Origin of the sequence: Pseudomonas sp. NEEL19, from assembly GCF_028751975.1 — a bacterium.
GTDB lineage: Bacteria > Pseudomonadota > Gammaproteobacteria > Pseudomonadales > Pseudomonadaceae > Aquipseudomonas > Aquipseudomonas juntendi.
Genome location: NZ_CP081491.1, coordinates 3503236 through 3521594 on the forward strand (window position 1 = coordinate 3503236; position 18359 = coordinate 3521594).

Consider the following 18359-nt stretch of genomic DNA (forward strand, 5'->3'; position numbering starts at 1 on the left):
CGGGTCAGAGCTGAAACCGGCGTACCTGCCCCTGTAGTGAATTGCCCAAACCGGCCAACTCCAGGCTGGCCGTGCTGGTCTGTTCGCTGGCGGTTTGCGCCTGTTCGGTAATGTCGCGTACGTTCAGCACATTACGATTGATTTCTTCGGCGACGGCACCCTGCTGTTCGGCAGCCGCCGCGATTTGCTGGGTCATGCCCTGAATGCCGCCGATGCTGTGGGTGATGTTGTCCAGCGCAATGCCTGCATCGCGGGCCAGTTGCACGCTCTCGCCGGTCAGGCCGCGGCTGGTTTCCATGCGCTGCACGGCTTGCAGCGTGCCCGCGCGCAGGGCTGCGATCAGTTGTTCGATGTCTTCGGTTGAGCGCTGGGTGCGCTGCGCCAGGGCACGCACTTCGTCCGCTACCACGGCAAAGCCACGGCCGGCCTCGCCTGCACGCGCGGCCTCAATCGCTGCGTTCAATGCCAGCAGGTTGGTTTGTTCGGCCACCGCCTTGATCACGTCGAGCATACTGCCAATGCGCCCGCTTTCTTCAGCCAGCGTGCTCACCGCTGCGCTGGTCAGCTCCACCTCGGCAGACAGGTTTTCGATGCGCGCGATTGCGCTTTTGACGATGTCGCCGCCACTGACAGCATCCTGCGCCGCCTGGTTGACCGAGCGCGCGGTTTCGACCGCGTTGCGGGCCACATCCTGCACCGAGGTGGTCATTTCGTGCATGGCCGCAGCCACCTGCTCGGTTTCCTGCATCTGCTCGGTAGCGCCTGCCTGCGTCTGCCGGGTAATCGCCGACAGCTCTTCGGTGGCGCTGGCGATCTGCGTCGCACCATCACCGATATGCCCAACCAGTTGTCGCAAGCTGCCGGTCATGTGCTGCAAGCCATCTTGCAACTCGCCGATTTCGTCTTTGCGCGAGCCCGTGGCGAAGACGCTCAGGTCGCCCTCGGCAATGCGCCGCACCCGGGCCAACGCTTCACGCAGGGGTGGCACGATCTGCCGCGTGATCAACACGGCCGCCAGCCCGCCCAGCAGCAGCGCCAGCACCAGGCAACTGATCAGCGTCCACGCCGCATCACGGGTATCGTCCTGGCGCATCTGCATCTGCTGGTCGTACAGGTCCTGGCTGGTCTGCAGCAATGCATCACCCTGCTTCTGGATGTCCTTGAGCAGGGTGTCGATGCGGGTCAACGCCGCGCGGTGAGTGTCCAGCGAGGCCCGGTAGGCGGTAACGGATTGCGTCAGCTCATTGAGCTGGCTTGCACGCGAGCCCTGCAGAACATCCCCCAGGGTTTGCAACGCGGTCAGTGTCGCGTCAATGGCCTTGGCCGCAGCAGCATACTGCTTGCCATTGCCACCGTAGGTGTAGCCACGGGTTTCAAAGCGCGCATACAGAAATTGCATCTGCAGGTCGTTGACCGCCTTGTAGAGTGCCTGGTCACGCAAGCCGTTCTGTTCACCCGTCAGGCTGTCGAGCTCATCCAGGCGCTTGAGTGCGCTGTCGCCGCTGCTGCGGCGTACCGCCCGCGACTGCTCAATCTGCTCATAGGCCCCGCCCAACCCCTCGATACCCCGCTGGTAGGCGCCCAGGTGTTCGGCCATTGCGGCAATCCGCCGTGCATTCTCGGCATTGGCAAAAAACCCTTGCAGCTCGACCAGGTGCTGCCCAACTTCGACGATCTTGTCCTGCAAAACCTTGGCAGCCTGAGCATCGCCTTCACTTTGCAGGTAAGCCGAACGGTCCAGGCGCATCTTGGATATGTCGTCCATCAGCCGGTTGACCGCACTCATGCGGTCCATCCGGTAGGACAAGCTGCTGATGGCGCTCCAGCCTGCGCCAATGCTCAAAATCACCAACAGCAATAGCAGCCCGAAGCCGAACGTCAGCTTCTTGGCGACTGTGAGGTTGGTAAGCCAGTTATTCATATCATTGCATCCTTGAACGATTTGGCTGCCAGGTCGCCATGTAATGGGTGCCCAAGAGCAGCTGGGCGCGCCGTCCAGGCGATACAGCGGACCGGGCCGGGCTCAGGCGTCATTTCGCGTAGCGCGAGAGCGTGACAGGGCTGCATAAATCAATCAAATGCAAATATCGAAGCCATTGTTGCGAATGGAGAATTAATAGCAGGCCGGTGGTCCGGTCCTGGTGGCTTTCCACTCATCTTCTCCACCCTTGACAGCCGCTTGGCAGGGTCCTTAACATCCATCTCACTGAGAGAAACAATGTTTCGCAGATAAAAACAAATATAACTGCCTGACAAGGGGGGACGTTCAACGTCAAAAACCGCTGTAACCCTAAGAACTGCCCGCACACCTTCTGCTTTATCGAACTTGAACGCACAGCCGTGATCGCCCGGATCACCGCTGCGTACACGCACACGCCTGGACAATAACAATATGAATGCTCAGAAGACTTCACTGGCACTGGCTGTAACTTGCGCGTTTACCTGCAACGCCATGGCCGACGGCAACGCCTTCTTTGACGACGCGCAATTCTCGATCAAAGCCCGCAATTTCTACATGAACCGTAACTTCCTCGATGACCGCACGGCGCAGAACTATTCCGAGGAGTGGGCGCAGGGTTTCATCGGTGTTTTCGAGTCCGGTTACACCGAAGGCACGGTCGGCTTTGGCGTCGACGCCATTGGGCTGCTGGGCTTGAAACTGGACACCGGGGGCGGCCGCAAAGGGGGCGGCACGCTGCTGCTCGAAGAAGACAGCGATGGCGCCAAAAACAGTTATGCCAAGGGCGGTGCGGCGGTGAAGGCACGCCTGTCGAACACTGTGCTGAAGTTCGGCGAACAAGTGGTGAACCTGCCAGTGCTGGCCACCGCCGACACGCGCTTGCTGCCGGAAACCACCCAGGGCTGGTTGTTGACCAGCAAGGAAATACCCGACCTCACCTTGAATGCCGGACACTTCACAGCGTTGCGCAGCCGTGACCAGAGTGAACATGACAGTGGCGGCCTGACGTCACTGGACCTGATTGGCGGCAACTACAACTTCAACAAGGCGTTCAGTGCCCGGGCCTATCATTCCGATGTTAAGGATTACTGGCGCAAGTACTACCTGGGTGCGACCCTGGTCTTGCCGATCAATGACAGGTATGCGGCGAAGTTCGACTTCAACGGTTATGACACCCGCAGCCAGGGCGCCCAGCGCGCCGGGGACCTGGACAACCGGATCTGGAGTTTGTCGGCCACGCTGGCAGCCGGCCCGCACAGCTTCATGCTGGCCCACCAGCGGGTCAGCGGGACGGGCAATTATACCTATGGCGTGGACGGCAACAGTACGGTGTTCCTGGCCAACTCGGTGCAGTATTCGGACTTCAACTACGAGAACGAGCGGTCATGGCAGGCGCGTTATGACTTTGACTTCGTGGCGCTGGGTGTACCGGGCTTGAGCGTCATGGCGCGGTACTTGCGCGGCACTGATTTCCACACTGCGCAAACCGATGACGGTCGGGCGTGGGAGCGGGACCTGGAGCTCAGGTACGTGGTGCAGTCGGGTACGGCGAAGGACCTGTCGTTCAGGGTTCGCCAAGCCAGTTTCCGCAGCCCGGACCGCGGCCTGAACTTCAATGAGGTGCGGGTGATTACCGAATACCCCTTGAATATCTTCTGACGCCAGAGCCCGGCTTTGCCGGTGTTCACGGCTGAAGCCGCTGCTACATCCTGTGGGAGCGGGCGCGCCCGCGAAGCAGGCACCGCGGTGGCTGGCACGGCTTTGCCGATGTTCGCGGCTGAAGCCGCTCATCGGTAGCATAAGCTTGAAGCCGCATCGGTAGCGCGAGCTTGAAGCCAGCACCCTGCCTGTGGGAGCGGGCGTGCCCGCGAAGCAGGCACCGCGGTGGCTGGCACCGGCTTTGCCGGTGTTCGCGGCTCAAGCCGCTCCTACATCGGTAGCATAAGCTTGAAGCCGCATCGGTAGCGCGAGCTTGAAGCCAGCACCTCAACCTGTGGGAGCGGGCGCGCCCGCGAAGCAGGCACCGCGGTGGCTGGCACCGGCTTTGCCGGTGTTCGCGGCTCAAGCCGCTCCTACATCGGTAGCATAAGCTTGAAGCCGCATCGGTAGCGCGAGCTTGAAGCCAGCACCTCAACCTGTGGGAGCGGGCGCGCCCGCGAAGCAGGCACCGCGGTGGCTGGCACCGGCTTTGCCGGTGTTCGCGGCTGAGGCCGCTCCTACATCAGTAGCGTGCGCTTCTAGCCGCATCGGTAGCGCGAGCTTGAAGCCAGCACCCTACCTGTGGGAGCGGGCGCGCCCGCGAAGCAGGCACCGCGGTGGCTGGCACCGGCTTTGCCGGTGTTCGCGGCTGAAGCCGCTGCTACATCACAACCGCTGATACGTGCCCGCGTGCAAGCGCTCACTGATCTCCGCCGCCGCCGACTGCAACTCGCGCAACATCGCCGCCGGTGGTGGCGACGGAATAGCGGCACTCGGCCCGACAATGCCAATGGTCCCGACAATCTGGTCGTTATCGCGGAAAATCGGGCAGCACAGCGCATTGATCCCTAATGTCACCTCGCCGTCCGCATCGTCATACAAACGTTCACGAATCAACGCCAGCCGCGCGGCCAGCGCGTCGGGCTCATGCAAGGTCAGTTCGGTGAGTTGCGGCATCTTGCGCCGCATCACCCGCTGCTGGCTGGCCGCGTCGGCGAATGCCAGCACCGTGCGCCCCTGCGCCGAGCAGTACGGCAATACGCGGTTACCCGGTTTCACCGAAATGCACACATTGGCCTTGGACTCCACGCAGGACACCACCAGCGCCGTGTCATGGGTGGCCACCGCCAGCAAGGCCGTCTGGCCCGTGGCGTCACGAATGCGGGTAAGGTAAGGGTCGGCAATGGCGCGCAGGTCGAACTGTTCGCTGGCCGCTTCGCCATAAGCCACCAGGCGGGCACCCAGCAGATACTTCTCGGTGGCCGGGTCCTGTTCGAGAATACCGAGCTGGCGCATCGAGGCCAGGTGCCGGTAAGTACGCGGCTTGGCGGTTTGCAGTTGCTGGGCCAACTCGGTGACGCCAAGCGGGCGCCGCGCAGCGGTCAGTTCGTCGAGCAGGCGGAATACCATCTCCACCGACTCGAGCAGCGCAGGGCCGCTGGCGGGCTTTTCATCATCCTGGTTCAAGCGTTCACCTCGCATTCGGGCTTGGGAAAGACCCGATTGTATCGCTCGGCGAAACGCTTGTGTTGGCCTACGACATCAAACGCCAGAAGGCTGCGCCACCGCCGGCGCACGGTGCGGCTGCGGCGGTTTGACCGAGAACATCGCCCACGCACCGATCAGGGTCATCACCGCCAGCACATACAGCCCATACTCCAGGTGCCCACTGCCCTGCTTCACCCAGCCCATCATGAACGGGCTGGCATAGCCCCCAAGGTTGCCGATGGTGGCGATCAGGGCGATACCGGCCGCTGCCGCCGTGCCGGTCAGCAGCACCCCGGGCAGTGCCCACAGCACGCAGAAACCCGCCAGGCCACCCGACATCGCCAGGCTAAGGCCCGCCAGCGACAGCACCGGCTGGTCGTGGAACACCGCCGCTATCGTCAGCCCGGCCGCCGAGGCCAGGTTGCACAGCGTGCCGTGCCAGCGCCGTTCACGGGTACGGTCCGAATGCCGACTGACCACCAGCATTACCACCGAGGCCACCGCGAACGGAATTGCGGCGATCAGCCCGGTGTGCGTCAGGCTCTGGCTGCCCAGGCTCTGGACGATCTGCGGCAGCCAGAAACTCACGCCGTAGGTCCCACACAGCAGCGCGAAATTCACGTAGATCAACCGCCACAAGTCTTTGTTGACGAACGCTGCACGGAAGTTGTGCCCGGCCCCCGCCTGCTCCTGGGCCTGGCGTTGCGCAGCCAGCTGGCGCACCACCCGCTGGTTCTGCTCTGGGCTGAGCCAGTGCACGTTGCCAGGGCGGTCGTCCAGGTAGAAGAACACCACGATGCCCAGCAGTACCGCTGGCGTACCCTCGATCAGGAACAGCCATTGCCAGCCAGCCAGGCCGTGCACACCGGCAAAGGTCTGCATGATCCAGCCCGACAGCGGGCTACCCAGCACGCCCGCCATGGCGATGCCCAGGTTGAACCAGGCCATGGCCTGGGAACGGGCGTAGGACGGGAACCAGTAGGTCATGTACAGCACCACCCCCGGATAGAACCCGGCCTCGGCCATGCCCAGCAGGAAGCGCAGTACATAGAACTGGTTGGGCGTCTGCACGAACATCATCGACACCGACAGAATGCCCCACATCACCATGATCCGGGTGATCCAGAAGCGCGCCCCGACCCGCTGCAACATCATGTTGCTGGGAATCTCGCACAGGCAGTAGCCGATGAAGAACACCCCGGCGCCAAAGCCGAACGCCAGGTCGCTGAGGCCGATGTCGGCCGACATCTGCAGCTTGGCAAAACCGACGTTGACCCGGTCGAGAAAGGCAATGATGTAAAGCACGAAGAGGAACGGCAGCAACCGCCAGGCGATGCGGTTGTACAGCACACTGTCCTGCTCGTTGTCGAACGTGTTGCGGGCTATGAGCTTCATCGCAGTACTCTTTTGTAATTGTTGTGGTGGTGAAGCAAGCCTGTTCAGCCCTGGGCCGACAGGATGAAGTCGGCGCAGCGCTCGCCGATCATGATGCATGGCGCATTGGTATTGCCACTGACGATCGTCGGCATGATCGAAGCGTCGGCCACCCGCAGCCCCTGCACGCCGCGCACCCGCAGGGCCGGGTCGACCACCGCCGCTTCATCGGACCCCATGCGGCAGGTGCCGGCCGGGTGGAACACGGTCTTGGCGACGGTACGCACGTAGTCCTCGAACACCGAGTCGGGTACGTCGTCATGCTCGGGCAGCATCAGCATGCGTTCGACCACGCCGGCCAAGGCCGGGGCGCGAAGAATCTTGCGCGCCAGCTTGATACCGGCCACCAAGGTGCGCATGTCCTCGGGGTGGCTCAGGTAATTGGCGGTGAGCGCGACGTCGGCCAACGGGTCGGCGCTTTTCAGCCGCAGCCGGCCACGGGAGCGCGGGCGCAGGGCGCAGGGGTTGACCGAGATACCGTGGCCAGCCGGCGGCAGCCGGTCGATGTCACCGACCAGCGCAGGTACCACATGGAACTGCACGTCAGGGCGCCCACAACCGGTAGCGTCGACGAAGGCGCCGCTTTCCACCACGTTCGAGCTGAGCAGGCCGCGGCGCGTGGCCAAGTATTTCAGGCCATGGCCGAGGGCACGCAGGCCCCGGTCATGGCCAAGCAGGCTGGCCGGCTCGCGGGTTTGTGCATACACCGAGGCGCTCAGGTGGTCCTGGAAATTCTCGCCGACCTGCGGGGCGTCCACCCGCACATCGATGCCCAGGGCCTGCAGGTGCTCGCGCGGGCCAATGCCGGAAAGCATCAGCAGTTTGGGCGAGGCAATGGCGCCGGCACTGACAATGACTTCGCCACGGGCGCGGAAGGCCAGGACCCGGCCCGCCTCGTCCCTGGCCTGCACGCCACCCACCCGGGCACCGTCGAACTGCAGCTGGGTGGCGTGCACGCCGGTCATTACCCGCAGGTTGGGGTTGCTGCGCATCGGCCGCAGGTAGGAAGCAGCCGAGCTGGCGCGGCGCCCAGCGGCGGTGGTGGTCTGGTAGAAGCCCGCCCCCTCCTGCTGCGCGCCGTTGAAGTCATCGGTGGCCGGCACGCCAGCTTGCACGGCCGCATCGACAAAGGCACGGCTGAGAAAATGCCTGTGCCGTGGGTCACTGACCTTCAACGGCCCCTGACGACCATGCAGTTCCCCGCCCAGCCGGGCATTGGCTTCGCAGCGGCGGAACACCGGCAATACGTCGTTCCAGCCCCAGCCAGGGCAGCCAGCGTTCTGCCAATCGTCATAGTCTTTGGCCTGGCCACGGATGTAGATCATCGCGTTCACCGAACTGCCGCCACCCAGGGTGCGGCCCTGGGGGATGAACACTTCACGCTGGTTGACGAACGGTTCGGGCTGGGTACGGTACATCCAGGTGCGCCGGGTACCGTGTACGCGGATGAAGGTGCCGGGAATGTGCACATAGGGGTGATTGTCGGCCGGGCCGGCTTCGAGCAGCAGCACCTGCTTGCCGGCCTGGGCCAGCCGTGCGCTGAGCGCACAGCCGGCCGATCCGGCTCCGATCACGATGTAATCGAAGGTATCCATTCTTGTTGTTCTCTTGAGTGAAGTAACTCAGCCGACCTGGCTGACGAACTTGGTGGTGAAGTAGGCGTCCAGGCCCTCGCTGCCGCCTTCGCTGCCGTAGCCGCTGTCCTTCACGCCACCGAACGGTGTTTCCGGTGCAGCCAGGCCGAAATGGTTGATCGAAACCATGCCCGCTTGCAGTTCGTCGGCCAGCAAAGTGGCGCGCTGCACCGAGCGCGTGAAGGCGAAGGCCGCCAGGCCAAAGGGCAGGCTGTTGGCCTTGGCGACCACCGCTTCGAGGGTGTCGAAGGCAACGATCGAGGCAATCGGCGCGAACGGCTCCTCACTCATGATGCGGGCGTTGTCCGGCACCTCGGTGAGCACCGTGGCCGGGTAATAGAAGCCGCCCCCCTCACCGCCCTGCCCGCCCAGGCGCAACTGCGCCCCCACCGCCAGGGCGTCGTCGACATATTCCTGGGCGGCTGCGACCCGGCGCGGGTTGGCCAGGGGGCCAAGCTGGGTGCTGGCGTCCTGGCCATCGCCCATTTTCAGGCCGGCGCTGACCCGGCAGAAGGCCTCGACAAAGCGCTCGTACACGCTGGCCTGGACATAGAAGCGCGTAGGCGAGGCGCAGATCTGCCCGCCATTGCGGAACTTGAGGTTGGCCCCGAGGGTAGCTACCGCGTCGATGTCGGCATCATCGCAGACGATGAACGGCGCATGCCCGCCCAGCTCCAGGGTGCAGCGCTTGAGGTATTGCCCGGCCAGCGCGCCCAGGGAGCGACCGACCGGCACCGAGCCGGTGAAAGAAACCTTGCGGATAACCTCGGAGCGGATCAGTTGGTCAGACACCTCGGCCGGCACACCGAACACCAGGTTCAGCACGCCAGGCGGCACGCCAGCATCCTGGAAGGCGCGGCACAGCTCTATGCACGAAGACGGCGTTTCTTCCGGCCCCTTGGCGATGATCGAGCAGCCGGCAGCCAGCGCCCCGGCGATCTTGCGCACCAGTTGGCTGACCGGGAAGTTCCATGGGCTGAACGCCGCGACCGGGCCGATCGGCTCACGCAGCACCAGTTGGCGAACGCCTGTGGCGCGCGGCGGAATAACCCGGCCGTAGGCGCGGCGGCCTTCCTCGGCGTACCAGTCGATGTGGTCGCCGGCGCCGAACGCTTCCAGGCGCGCCTCGGCCAGCGGCTTGCCCTGCTCCAGCGTGATCAGCGCCGCGATCTTGTCGGCACGTTCACGCACCAGGTCGGCCGCCCGGCGCAGCACTTTCGAGCGCTCGTAGGCCGAGGTCTTGCGCCAGACCTCGAAGCCACGCGCGGCGGCCGCAAGGGCCCGTTCAAGGTCGCCGGCATCTGCCAGCCCCAGGTGGGCGATGACTTCGCCGGTGGCCGGGTTGAAGACGTCGGCCTGGCGCGGATGGTTACCGGCAGACCACTGCCCGTCGATCAGCAGGGATTGAATGACTCGCATGAATGGCACTTCCTTTACTTTGTTTCTTTTGTAGAAACGTTGTTTTTTTGTACGACACAATCCTAGAGGCGCTCCAGAACCGCTGTCAAGGTCGAAAAAGGCACTTGACCGGGTACGGACAGCCGGCGTAGGTTTATCGCACAGAGAAACACTATTCCTACAAGAGAAATGGAGTACACCTTGATGAGTCTTGCCCAGGCCCTGCTTCACAACTGGAATGCACTGCCGCGCGAAACCGTGCGCAAAGGCGTCGAGCGCGTGGCATTCCGTGGCGACGACACCTTGTGCGTCATGAACTGGCTGACACCCGGCATGGACGTGTTCCCCCACAGCCATACCTTCGAGCAACTGGTCATCATCGTGCAGGGCCGGGTGCGCTTTCACCTTGATGACGAAGTGGTCGAGGGCGGCCCGGGCAGCATGATCCGCATCCCGCCCCACGTGGTGCATTACGCCGAGCCGGTAGGCGATGAAGTGGTAATGAACCTCGACGTGTTTTCGCCAATCCGCGATGACTACCGCCACCTGATCGAGTACCAGGCCGCCGAATTCACCCATGGCAAGGGTAAGCCGGCATGACCTTCGCCCAGCGCCTGCGCCAGGGCCAACCGCTGCTCAGCACCTTCATCAAGACCCCCAGCCACGCGGTGATCGAGATTGCCGGCGATGCCGGGCTGGACGCGGTAGTACTGGACGCCGAGCACGCCCCCTTCGGTGCCGCCGCCCTGGACCTCTGCCTGCTGGCCTGCCGCGCGGCACGCACCGGTGGCCTGGTGCGGGTGCCGGACAAACGCCCGGCCACCTTGCAGCAAGCGCTGGACCTGGGTGCAGACGGCCTGGTGCTGCCGCATATCACCAGCGCCGACCAGGCCAGCGCGGTGTTGCAGGCGCTGCATTACCGCGACGGTTGCCGGGGCTTTTCCAACTCGCCCCGGGCCGGTGGCTACGGCCGCGCCAACCTGGCCGAGCACCTGGCCGCCGAAGACGGTCGCCACGCGGTGATCGCCCAGATCGAAGACCGCGAAGCCCTGGACCACCTGCACGACCTGGCCCGGCTGGCGCGCATCGACTGCCTGCTGGTGGGGCGTGCCGACCTCAGCGTGTCGCTGGGTGCCGAGCGCCTCGACGATCCACGCGTGGAAGACGCCGTGAACCGGGTACTGGACGCCGCCCAGGCGGCCGGCAAGCCGACTGGCATGTTCGTGTCCAGCCACGACGATCTGCAGCGCTTTGCTGCCCGTGGCGTGAGCTTCTTCATTCTCGGTTCCGACCAGGCGCTGCTGCGTGCCGGCTGGGGCCAGCAAGTCCGCCAATTCCCCGGGTCGGCCCACTGACCCGTCAGACAACAAGAGAGCCCTGCCATGAATGCCATCATCGACACCCCCACCAACGAAGCACGCCAGGCGCACATCGAGCGCCTGCTCAAAGGCGCCATCGACCTGCACTGCCACAGCGGCCCCTCGGTCATGCCGCGCTATTGCGACCATGTCGAAGCCATGCGCGAAGCCTCCGAGGCCGGCCTGAAAGCCGTGTTGCTCAAGGACCACTACTACAGTTGCACGCCGGTCACCCACCTGTTGAACAAGCACTTCAGCGAACTGGATGTGCACATGCTGTCCGGGGTGCCGTTGAACAATGCCGTGGGCGGGCTGAACGTACACGCCGTGGAGCACGGCCTGACCCTGGGGGCGAAGCTGGTGTGGATGCCGACCTTCTCTTCGGCCAACCACATCGCCCACCATCACCAGGACGTGAAGTTCGTCGAAAAATTCCCCCAGACCACCCAGCGCATGCTGCAGCCGATTCCGCTGACCGTGCTGGACGAGGCCGGGCGCCTGAAGGACGAGGTCAAGGCCATTCTCGACCTGATCGCCGCACAGGACGTGGTGCTTTCCGCCGGCCACCTGAACATCCGCGAGATCTGGCCACTGTTCGAAGAGGCCCGCCAGCGCGGGGTCAAGCGTTTGCTGGTCAACCACCCGACCTACGTGGTCGACGCCACCCTGGACGACATGCGCCAACTGGCCAAGGACGGCGTGTTCATGGAGCACTCGATGTGCATGTGGGTACCCGGTTCGAAGTTCAAGTTCTACGACGACACTTTCCTGCGCGAGGTGATCGAGGCTGGCACCGTCGACTTGACCATCCTGGGTTCGGACCTCGGCCAGCAGGGCAACCCAGGTATCGCCGACGGCTTTCGCAATGTCATTGGCCAGTTGCTGGACTTGCAGTACAGCGACGCAGACATCCGCAAGATGATCTCGGGCAACGCCGCGCGCCTGATGAACCTGTGAGGGCACGGGCATGACACGACTGACCACGCAGATTGGCCGCTTGACCCTGAAAAACCCGGTGATCTGTGGCGCCGGTGAGCAGACCATGACCGCTGCCGCCATCCGCGCTGCACTGGCCACCGGCGCCGGGGCGGTGGTGGCGAAGTCCACCAACGAATCACAGGCCGCCAAGGACCAGTTGGACAAGACCGACTACGTGCTGCTGGACGCGCAGTGGAACCGCCTGCCCTGGAATTTCCGGCCGCCAGCCGAAGCCAGCCTGTTCGGCCGCTCCGGGCTGCTGCAGCGGGGGTTCGACGAGTGGCTGGCAGAGCTGGTGGTGCTGGACCGCGAAGCGCGCGAACAGCAGGCATACGTGGTTCCCAGCCTGATTCTCAGTGACCTGGAGCAGTGCGCCGCGTTTGCCCAGCGCATCGAGCAGGCCGGCTTGCGGGTGCTCGAACTGAATATCGGCGCCCCGCATGGCGAGGAAGCGGCCAAGGGCGCCATTGTGCTGGAGCGCGGTGCAGCGCGGATCGAAGCGATCGTCCGGCGGCTGCGCCAGGCGACCAGCCTGCCCTTGTGGATCAAGCTGACCGGGCAGAGCGAGGACGTGGTGGGCCTTGCCCAGGCAGCGCGCCGTGGCGGTGCCGACAGTGTGGTGCTGATGGGCAGGTTCATGGGTTTCCTGCCGGACCTGGAAACGGGCTTGCCGTTGCTCGGCACCAGTGCGGCGATCGGCGGCAGTTGGGCGCTGCCGCTGACCGCGCGCTGGGTGATGCAAACGCGCAAGGCAATGGCCGACGACTACCCGCTGATCGCCACCAACGGGGCACGCAGCGGGCGCGATGTGGCCCGTTTCCTGTTGGCAGGGGCCTGTGCCACGCAGATGACTTCGGCGGTGTTCACCGGCGGGTACGCGGTACTGGAAGAAGCGGTGCGCGAGCTGGACGCCTATGTGGCGGGGCGCGGTTCCAGCGTGGCCGAGTTGCTTGGCAGCGCCGCCGATCGGGTTGAGACCTACCAGCAGCAACCCAGCCGGCCCGGCTGGTGGGCAGGCTTCGCCCCAAAGTGCCCAGGGTTTCCCGGCTGAAGCAGGTGGGCCGGGAAATCACTGAAAGCTGGCGGTTCCTGGCCCCCTGAAGGTTGCCAGGTTTGCACCGCAGGCCGCCTTGGAACAGAAAGCCGAGGCGGTCCGCGAACAGCATTGCACCACCTTTGCGAATGCAGGCCTTGGCCAAGTATGGATGGTTACTGGCTGCCCTGACGGTCCCATAGCTTCACGGCCTGGCGCGAAGAGCGTTCCGCGAACGACATGGTATGACTGGCTCTGTTCCAGCGCACCTGTGAAACAGATAGCCGCTCAGCCAAAGCCATGAGGTCGGCATCCACGCCGAGCTGACCGTAACAGGCCCCCACATGCATGAGCGCAATGCCCAATGCCCGCTGGTGTGACATGCTGGGGGCACACACACGCACGACCTCTTTGTGCCCTGCACGCACGAAATGGATTTCATACTGGCTGTCCACACCCAGGTCCCTCAACACGCCTTCACAGCGAACGTCTGGAGTTTATCGCTGGCCAGCGCCGGTGGCTGTTGCCCCTATTCAATGGTCAACATTGAGTTTTCCTATTGCCAGCGCCTGGTCCGGCCAGGCTTTCACTGCATGGCCTTTTGACGCTATTTTGCTGAGGTGCCGCTTTACGTCAGGCGCTTGAACATCATAGGAATACCGTCATGCGCACCATTTGGTTCTTGTTACTCCCGGGCACACACATTCTGGACCTCGGCGGGCCGCTGCAGATCATGGCCAGCCTGGAAGAGCTCCGGTTGGCGCCGGTCAGCGTCCGTTGCATCGCAGCCAGACAACAGATGAGCAGCTATCAAGGTGTGACCTTGAGCGGCTTGCATCCCCTGCCCGAACAGCTTTCGCCCGAAGATTTGCTGTTCGTGGTCGGCAACAAGCTGTCTACCAGCCCCAGCGACGCTGCGACCTTGGCCGCAACCGCGCAGTGGCTGGCGAACGTGATGGGGCAAACCCCAGACGTGCAACTCTGTTCCATCTGCACCGGCGCGTTCCTGCTGGGCGAAGCCGGGCTGCTGAACGGCCGTGAATGCACCACCCATCACCGCTATGTCGGCTTGCTGCAGGCACGCTACCCAAAAGCCAAGGTGCTGGAAAATCGCCTTTTCGTGGAGGACGACGGTGTGTTCACCTCGGCGGGCGTGTCCAGCGGCACCGACCTGGCCTTGCATATCGTGTCGCTGCACTTCGGCAAAGCCGTGGCCAACCAGGTGGCCCAGGAACTGGTGATCTACCGTCGCCGTGCTGGCGAAGATGTGCAACTGCGCGCGGCCGACCTGGCACGCAACCACATCCACCCGCTGGTACACGCGGCCCAGGACTATATCGACACGCACCTGGGCAGCAGTTTCAGCTTCGAACAACTGGCCAGCCAGTTCAATGTCAGCTACCGGCACCTGGCACGCCTGTTTCGCGAGAACACGGGGCAAACCCTGCAGGACTACCTGCGCGCCCAACGCATCGACCTGGCCCGTGACCTGTTACGCGGCAGCCGCCTGAATGTGGAACAGATCGCCGAACGTTGCGGTTACGGCAGCAGCCATGCCTTTCGCCTGGCCTGGCGGCGGGAAATGCCGCAACCGCCGCTGCAGTTTCGCAGCGTGATCACCCAGGAAAACACCTAGTATCAGCGACCACTCACGGTGGGGGTGGCGAAACTGTCTGTGAAAAACGCTACCACAGCCTTGCGCGACGCCTCCCGGGCTGCTGGGTCCGGTGCCGAACGCCCCAAGCCGCCCTGGCCACGGTGCAGGAACGGGTCCTTGTATTCCTGCGCGGCTTCCAGGCCATTGAAGCCATGCTCGGCACCGGGGTAGACCAGCACCGTTGCCCGTGCCTGGTCTTCGGCAGGCAGGCTTGCAACCAATTTGGTACAAGCCTTGGGGTCATCATCGTACTGGTCCTTTTCACCGACCAGCACCAGCAGGCGGGCCGGCGCCAGGTGCTTCAAGTCATAGCCTGGCACACGGTTGTATCCCCAGCACACGGGATAGAACGCTGCCAAGGCTACGGGGCGCACCCCAGAGGCCTGTTGCAGCTCATCGTCGATGGACGCAGACGCGGCGAGCATGGCCTGGGCGCCACCCCATGAAAACCCGAGCACCCCTACCCGCTCGCTATCGACCCCTGGCTGATTGGCCAGGTAAGACAAGGCGCCCGCCAGGTCCGGCAAGGTATCGTGAACCCGGGGCGGCCGCCCCTGTGCGCCGCCAGCCAGCCGGCGCGCGCCCCACATGTCCAGTTCCAGCGTGGCGATGCCGCGGGCATTGAGGTCGGCCGCGTGCAACGGCCCACGTGAGTCCATCCCCGCCGAGCCGTGCAATATCACCACAGCCGGTGCTGGCCCGGCCTGATTGGCCGGCATAGACAGCACCGCTGGCACCCTGATCGGTTTCAGTTTGCCGGCAGAAGGCAGGGGCTGGCTGTAGAACGAAACCAGCCGTTTGCTGACGGTGGCCACAGTCTCGCCAGCGTCGGATGCAACCTCAGCCTGGGCCGCTGCGAACGGCAGCGCACACCCCAATAACAGGCTGATGGCCAATTTTTTATACATTTAACGACTCCTGAACGCCCCTACGGGCTTTTATTGCTGCTGTTTCACAAAGAACGGACGCCCGTCTCAGCCGCACATCGTCATCGCTGCCACACCCTCGATGGGCCAGCGGCCAAGCGCCAACGGGTCCAGTACCACCATTGCGATCAGCACACAGCACCCCAAGCCGAACGCCACGGCATAACCGCGCACTTGCCGGGCGGTGCACGCGCCATACACCGCGACCAGGGCGAGCAATTGCATGCCCACGGCAAACACCCCAATGGAGAACCCGGAAGCGAGCAGTTCAGCCATTGGCCACCACACTGCGGGGGCGGCCCGGCGCTGCCTGGACCGTGGGTTGGTAGGCCACGGCATCGAAGGCCTGTTGCAGGTCGGCCTTGATATCGCTCACCCGCTCCAGGCCGACGCACAGCCTGATCAACCCGTCGGAAATGCCGGCGTGGCGCCGCGCTTGCGCATCCAGGCGGCCATGGGTGGTGCTGGCCGGGTGCGTGACCATGCTGCGGGTATCACCGATATTGGTGCAGCGCGCCACGCACTGCAGTTGATCGATCCATTGCCAGGCCGCTGCCTGCCCGCCGAAGATCTCGAAACTCAGCAAGCCGCCATGGCCATCCTGTTGCCTGCACGCCAAGGCATGCTGAGGGTGTTGCGCCAGGCCGGTGTAATGCACAGCGCTGACCAGGGGTTGTTCGCCAAGCCACTGGGCCAGCTCCAGGGCGCCCTGTTGCACGCGCAGCATGCGGATTTCAAGGGTTTCCAGGCTTTTGAGCAACAACCAGGCATTGAACGGGCTGCAGGAAATACCCAACGTGCGCAACACGCCCCTCAACACCTGCATCAGGCTTTTGGAACCGGTCACTACACCGGCCAGCGCACGCCCCTGGCCGTCCATGTACTTGCCCGCCGAATGGATCACCAAGTCCGCACCCAGGCTGTGCGGGCGCTGGAGCACCGGCGTCAACAGGGTGTTGTCCACCACAACCAGCGCATCCTTGGCGTGCGCCAGCAGGCTGATGGCACGGATGTCACCAATTTTCAGCAGCGGGTTGGAGGGGGACTCCAGCACCGCCAGGCGGGTCTTGTCATCGATCGCCTGCTGCCATTGGCCCAGGTCAGTAAGGTCGACGAACCGCGCCTCGATGCCGAACCGCGCCATGTAAACGCTGAAGGCACTGGCGGTGGTACCGAACACATCGCGGCTGCAGACAATGTTGTCACCCTGCTGCAGGAACCCATGGCACAGCGCGGTGAACGCGCCCATCCCGGAAGCGAACGCCACCGCGTCTTCCGCTTGTTCGAGCGCCGCCACGCGGCCTTCGAAGGCTTGCACCGTGGGGTTGGTGAAGCGGCTGTACACATTACCCTGCTGTTGCCCGCTGAAACGTTCTGCAGCCTCTTGCGCCGACGCAAAGGTATAAGCAGACGTCATGGCCAATGGCTCGCAGAAAACATCGGACAAATCGCTGACCCGATTGCTGTGCAGCGCCGACGTTGCATCAAAGCCGTCCAGGCCAATCGCAGACGATTGCATGGTGCATCTCCTAGTTTGCATTGAACAATGCGCAGTTGATCGGGGGCTATTCCGCTTCAGCCACTGGCGGGGCCGAGGCTTCTGCGGCCACGCGTGCCGAAACCAGCCACAGGGAGGCCAGTGCAGCCATTACGGTGGCCGTCGCCAGGCCAACCAGGGTCAACTGGTAGCTTTGATGCCGGTCGAAATCCAGGGCGCCGAGCTGTGTGGCCAGCAACGCACCCAGCTGGTGTACGAGGAACAGCAGGCCAAACACCTTGCCTTTGATTTCGGCGCCATACAGGGCAAAGCAGAATGCTGACGTGAGCACCACCGTACCCAGGTAACTGGCACCGAACAGCACCGCAAACAGGTAGGTACCCAGCGGCCCGGGCGTGGTCAGCAGGACGATCACCGCCGCCGTACGCAGCAGGTAGAACATCATCAGCAGCAGCCCTTTGTTGTAGCGGGTAGCCAGCCACCCAGCCATCAGGCCACTGACCAGTTCCAGCACACCCAGCAAGCTCAGGCCGCTGGCCTGTACCGAGCCAGGCAGCCCCTCGCCCTGCCAGAACGACACCAGGTGCACGTCGATGAACGCCATGGTGGCCCCACAGCTGGCGAAGCTGAGGGCCAATACGAAGAACCGCGAATCACGCAACAGAAACGCGACCGAGTGCTTGACCAGCGCCGCCTGCGGGTCGGGCTTGAGCGGAACGGTGCGCGCTACCCAGTAAAGCGCCAGGCTCAACGGCACCAGGAAGATCAGGCCGACCCAGGAGAACACCGGCTGCCAGCCCACGCGCTGCTGCAGCATGATCCACAGCGGCGAAAGCACGATGAAGCCGATCGACGTGCCATTGGTCACGAAAGCGAAGGCGAAGGCCTTGAAACGCTCTGCGACCAGGCGATCGACCAGAATGCCCATGGGTACGTAGGTCATCGCGGCAAGGGCGAAGGCACCCAGCAGGCCATACAACAGGGTGAACAGCATCAGCTGGCTGCCGACCAAGGTCACCCCCAGCAGCACCACCCCTGCACTTACGCTGCCCAGGGCAACCGTGCTCAGCGGCCCAACCCGGTCGCTCAGCCAACCCACCACCGGCGACACCAGGCCAATGGTCAGCACGAACAAAGAACCTGCCGTGGCCAAGGCCGCACGCCCGCCACCGAAGTGCGTGGCCAGGTCGACGAAGTACACTTGGTACAGCCCTTTCAGGGCGCTGGACAGGAACATCACCACGAAGCCGACTACCAGCACCGAGACGATCAGGGTTGAGCTGAATTTCTGTTTCAT

At 63.9% G+C, this 18359-nt stretch carries 16 protein-coding genes and 1 pseudogene; 6 read left to right on the forward strand and 11 right to left on the reverse strand.

What is annotated here, in order from left to right; all coding sequences use genetic code 11:
• Positions 1-4: 4 nt before the first annotated feature.
• Complete coding sequence (locus K4A76_RS23920) at positions 5-868, reverse strand: methyl-accepting chemotaxis protein (RefSeq protein ID WP_371262777.1); 864 nt, start codon at positions 866-868, stop codon at positions 5-7.
• 39 nt (positions 869-907) lie between these two features.
• Positions 908-1921 (reverse strand): annotated as a pseudogene (locus K4A76_RS23925) (methyl-accepting chemotaxis protein); the annotation flags it as partial.
• 471 nt (positions 1922-2392) lie between these two features.
• Between K4A76_RS23925 and K4A76_RS15560 the strand changes: the two are divergent.
• Positions 2393-3619 (forward strand): OprD family porin, encoded by a 1227-nt coding sequence (locus K4A76_RS15560; protein ID WP_274410646.1) that lies wholly within the window; start codon positions 2393-2395, stop codon positions 3617-3619.
• A gap of 705 nt (positions 3620-4324) precedes the next feature.
• On the opposite strand, the gene K4A76_RS15565 is transcribed toward K4A76_RS15560, so the two are convergent.
• The 4 genes from K4A76_RS15565 to K4A76_RS15580 form a co-directional block, all read right to left on the reverse strand.
• Positions 4325-5125, reverse strand: a complete 801-nt coding sequence (locus K4A76_RS15565) for an IclR family transcriptional regulator (protein WP_232108467.1) — start codon at positions 5123-5125, stop codon at positions 4325-4327.
• Positions 5126-5200: 75 nt separating this feature from the next.
• Positions 5201-6541, reverse strand: coding sequence for an MFS transporter (locus K4A76_RS15570; protein WP_054911790.1), 1341 nt, complete (start codon positions 6539-6541; stop codon positions 5201-5203).
• Positions 6542-6585: 44 nt separating this feature from the next.
• Positions 6586-8175: a GMC family oxidoreductase gene (locus K4A76_RS15575; protein ID WP_274410647.1), complete on the reverse strand. Its 1590-nt coding sequence runs from the start codon at positions 8173-8175 to the stop codon at positions 6586-6588.
• Positions 8176-8202: 27 nt separating this feature from the next.
• A complete protein-coding gene (locus tag K4A76_RS15580; protein ID WP_274410648.1) occupies positions 8203-9633 on the reverse strand; it encodes an NAD-dependent succinate-semialdehyde dehydrogenase in 1431 nt (476 codons plus the stop codon).
• 183 nt (positions 9634-9816) lie between these two features.
• Between K4A76_RS15580 and K4A76_RS15585 the strand changes: the two genes are divergently transcribed.
• Genes K4A76_RS15585 through K4A76_RS15600 form a run of 4 tightly spaced genes read left to right on the forward strand, consistent with a single transcriptional unit; the run spans position 9817 to position 12999 of the window.
• A complete protein-coding gene (locus tag K4A76_RS15585; RefSeq protein ID WP_054911793.1) occupies positions 9817-10212 on the forward strand; it encodes a cupin domain-containing protein in 396 nt (131 codons plus the stop codon).
• Positions 10209-10967, forward strand: coding sequence for an HpcH/HpaI aldolase family protein (locus tag K4A76_RS15590; protein WP_054911794.1), 759 nt, complete (start codon positions 10209-10211; stop codon positions 10965-10967). The genes K4A76_RS15585 and K4A76_RS15590 overlap by 4 nt, the downstream gene beginning before the upstream one ends.
• A gap of 27 nt (positions 10968-10994) precedes the next feature.
• A complete protein-coding gene (locus tag K4A76_RS15595) occupies positions 10995-11927 on the forward strand; it encodes a DUF6282 family protein (protein ID WP_274410649.1) in 933 nt (310 codons plus the stop codon).
• A 10-nt stretch (positions 11928-11937) separates the two neighbouring features.
• Positions 11938-12999: a dihydroorotate dehydrogenase gene (locus K4A76_RS15600; protein WP_270147176.1), complete on the forward strand. Its 1062-nt coding sequence runs from the start codon at positions 11938-11940 to the stop codon at positions 12997-12999.
• Between the two features lie 158 nt (positions 13000-13157).
• Here the strand turns inward: K4A76_RS15600 and K4A76_RS15605 are convergent, their stop codons facing one another.
• The gene (locus K4A76_RS15605; protein ID WP_161892648.1) at positions 13158-13436 is read right to left on the reverse strand and encodes a hypothetical protein; all 279 of its coding nucleotides are present in this window, start codon (positions 13434-13436) and stop codon (positions 13158-13160) included.
• A gap of 209 nt (positions 13437-13645) precedes the next feature.
• Between K4A76_RS15605 and K4A76_RS15610 the strand changes: the two genes are divergently transcribed.
• Entirely contained in the window at positions 13646-14617 is a 972-nt protein-coding gene (locus tag K4A76_RS15610; protein WP_054911798.1) for a GlxA family transcriptional regulator, read from the forward strand.
• Between the two features lie 2 nt (positions 14618-14619).
• On the opposite strand, the gene K4A76_RS15615 is transcribed toward K4A76_RS15610, so the two are convergent.
• The 4 genes from K4A76_RS15615 to K4A76_RS15630 all read right to left on the reverse strand — a co-directional run bounded on the left by K4A76_RS15615 (position 14620) and on the right by K4A76_RS15630 (position 18359).
• On the reverse strand, positions 14620-15546 hold the full coding sequence (locus K4A76_RS15615; protein ID WP_274410650.1) for a dienelactone hydrolase family protein: 927 nt from the start codon (positions 15544-15546) through the stop codon (positions 14620-14622).
• Between the two features lie 66 nt (positions 15547-15612).
• A complete protein-coding gene (locus tag K4A76_RS15620) occupies positions 15613-15840 on the reverse strand; it encodes a hypothetical protein (RefSeq protein WP_054911800.1) in 228 nt (75 codons plus the stop codon).
• Positions 15833-17083, reverse strand: a complete 1251-nt coding sequence (locus tag K4A76_RS15625) for an aminotransferase class V-fold PLP-dependent enzyme (RefSeq protein ID WP_274410651.1) — start codon at positions 17081-17083, stop codon at positions 15833-15835. The genes K4A76_RS15620 and K4A76_RS15625 overlap by 8 nt, the downstream gene beginning before the upstream one ends.
• A gap of 46 nt (positions 17084-17129) precedes the next feature.
• Entirely contained in the window at positions 17130-18359 is a 1230-nt protein-coding gene (locus K4A76_RS15630) for an MFS transporter (protein ID WP_110679255.1), read from the reverse strand.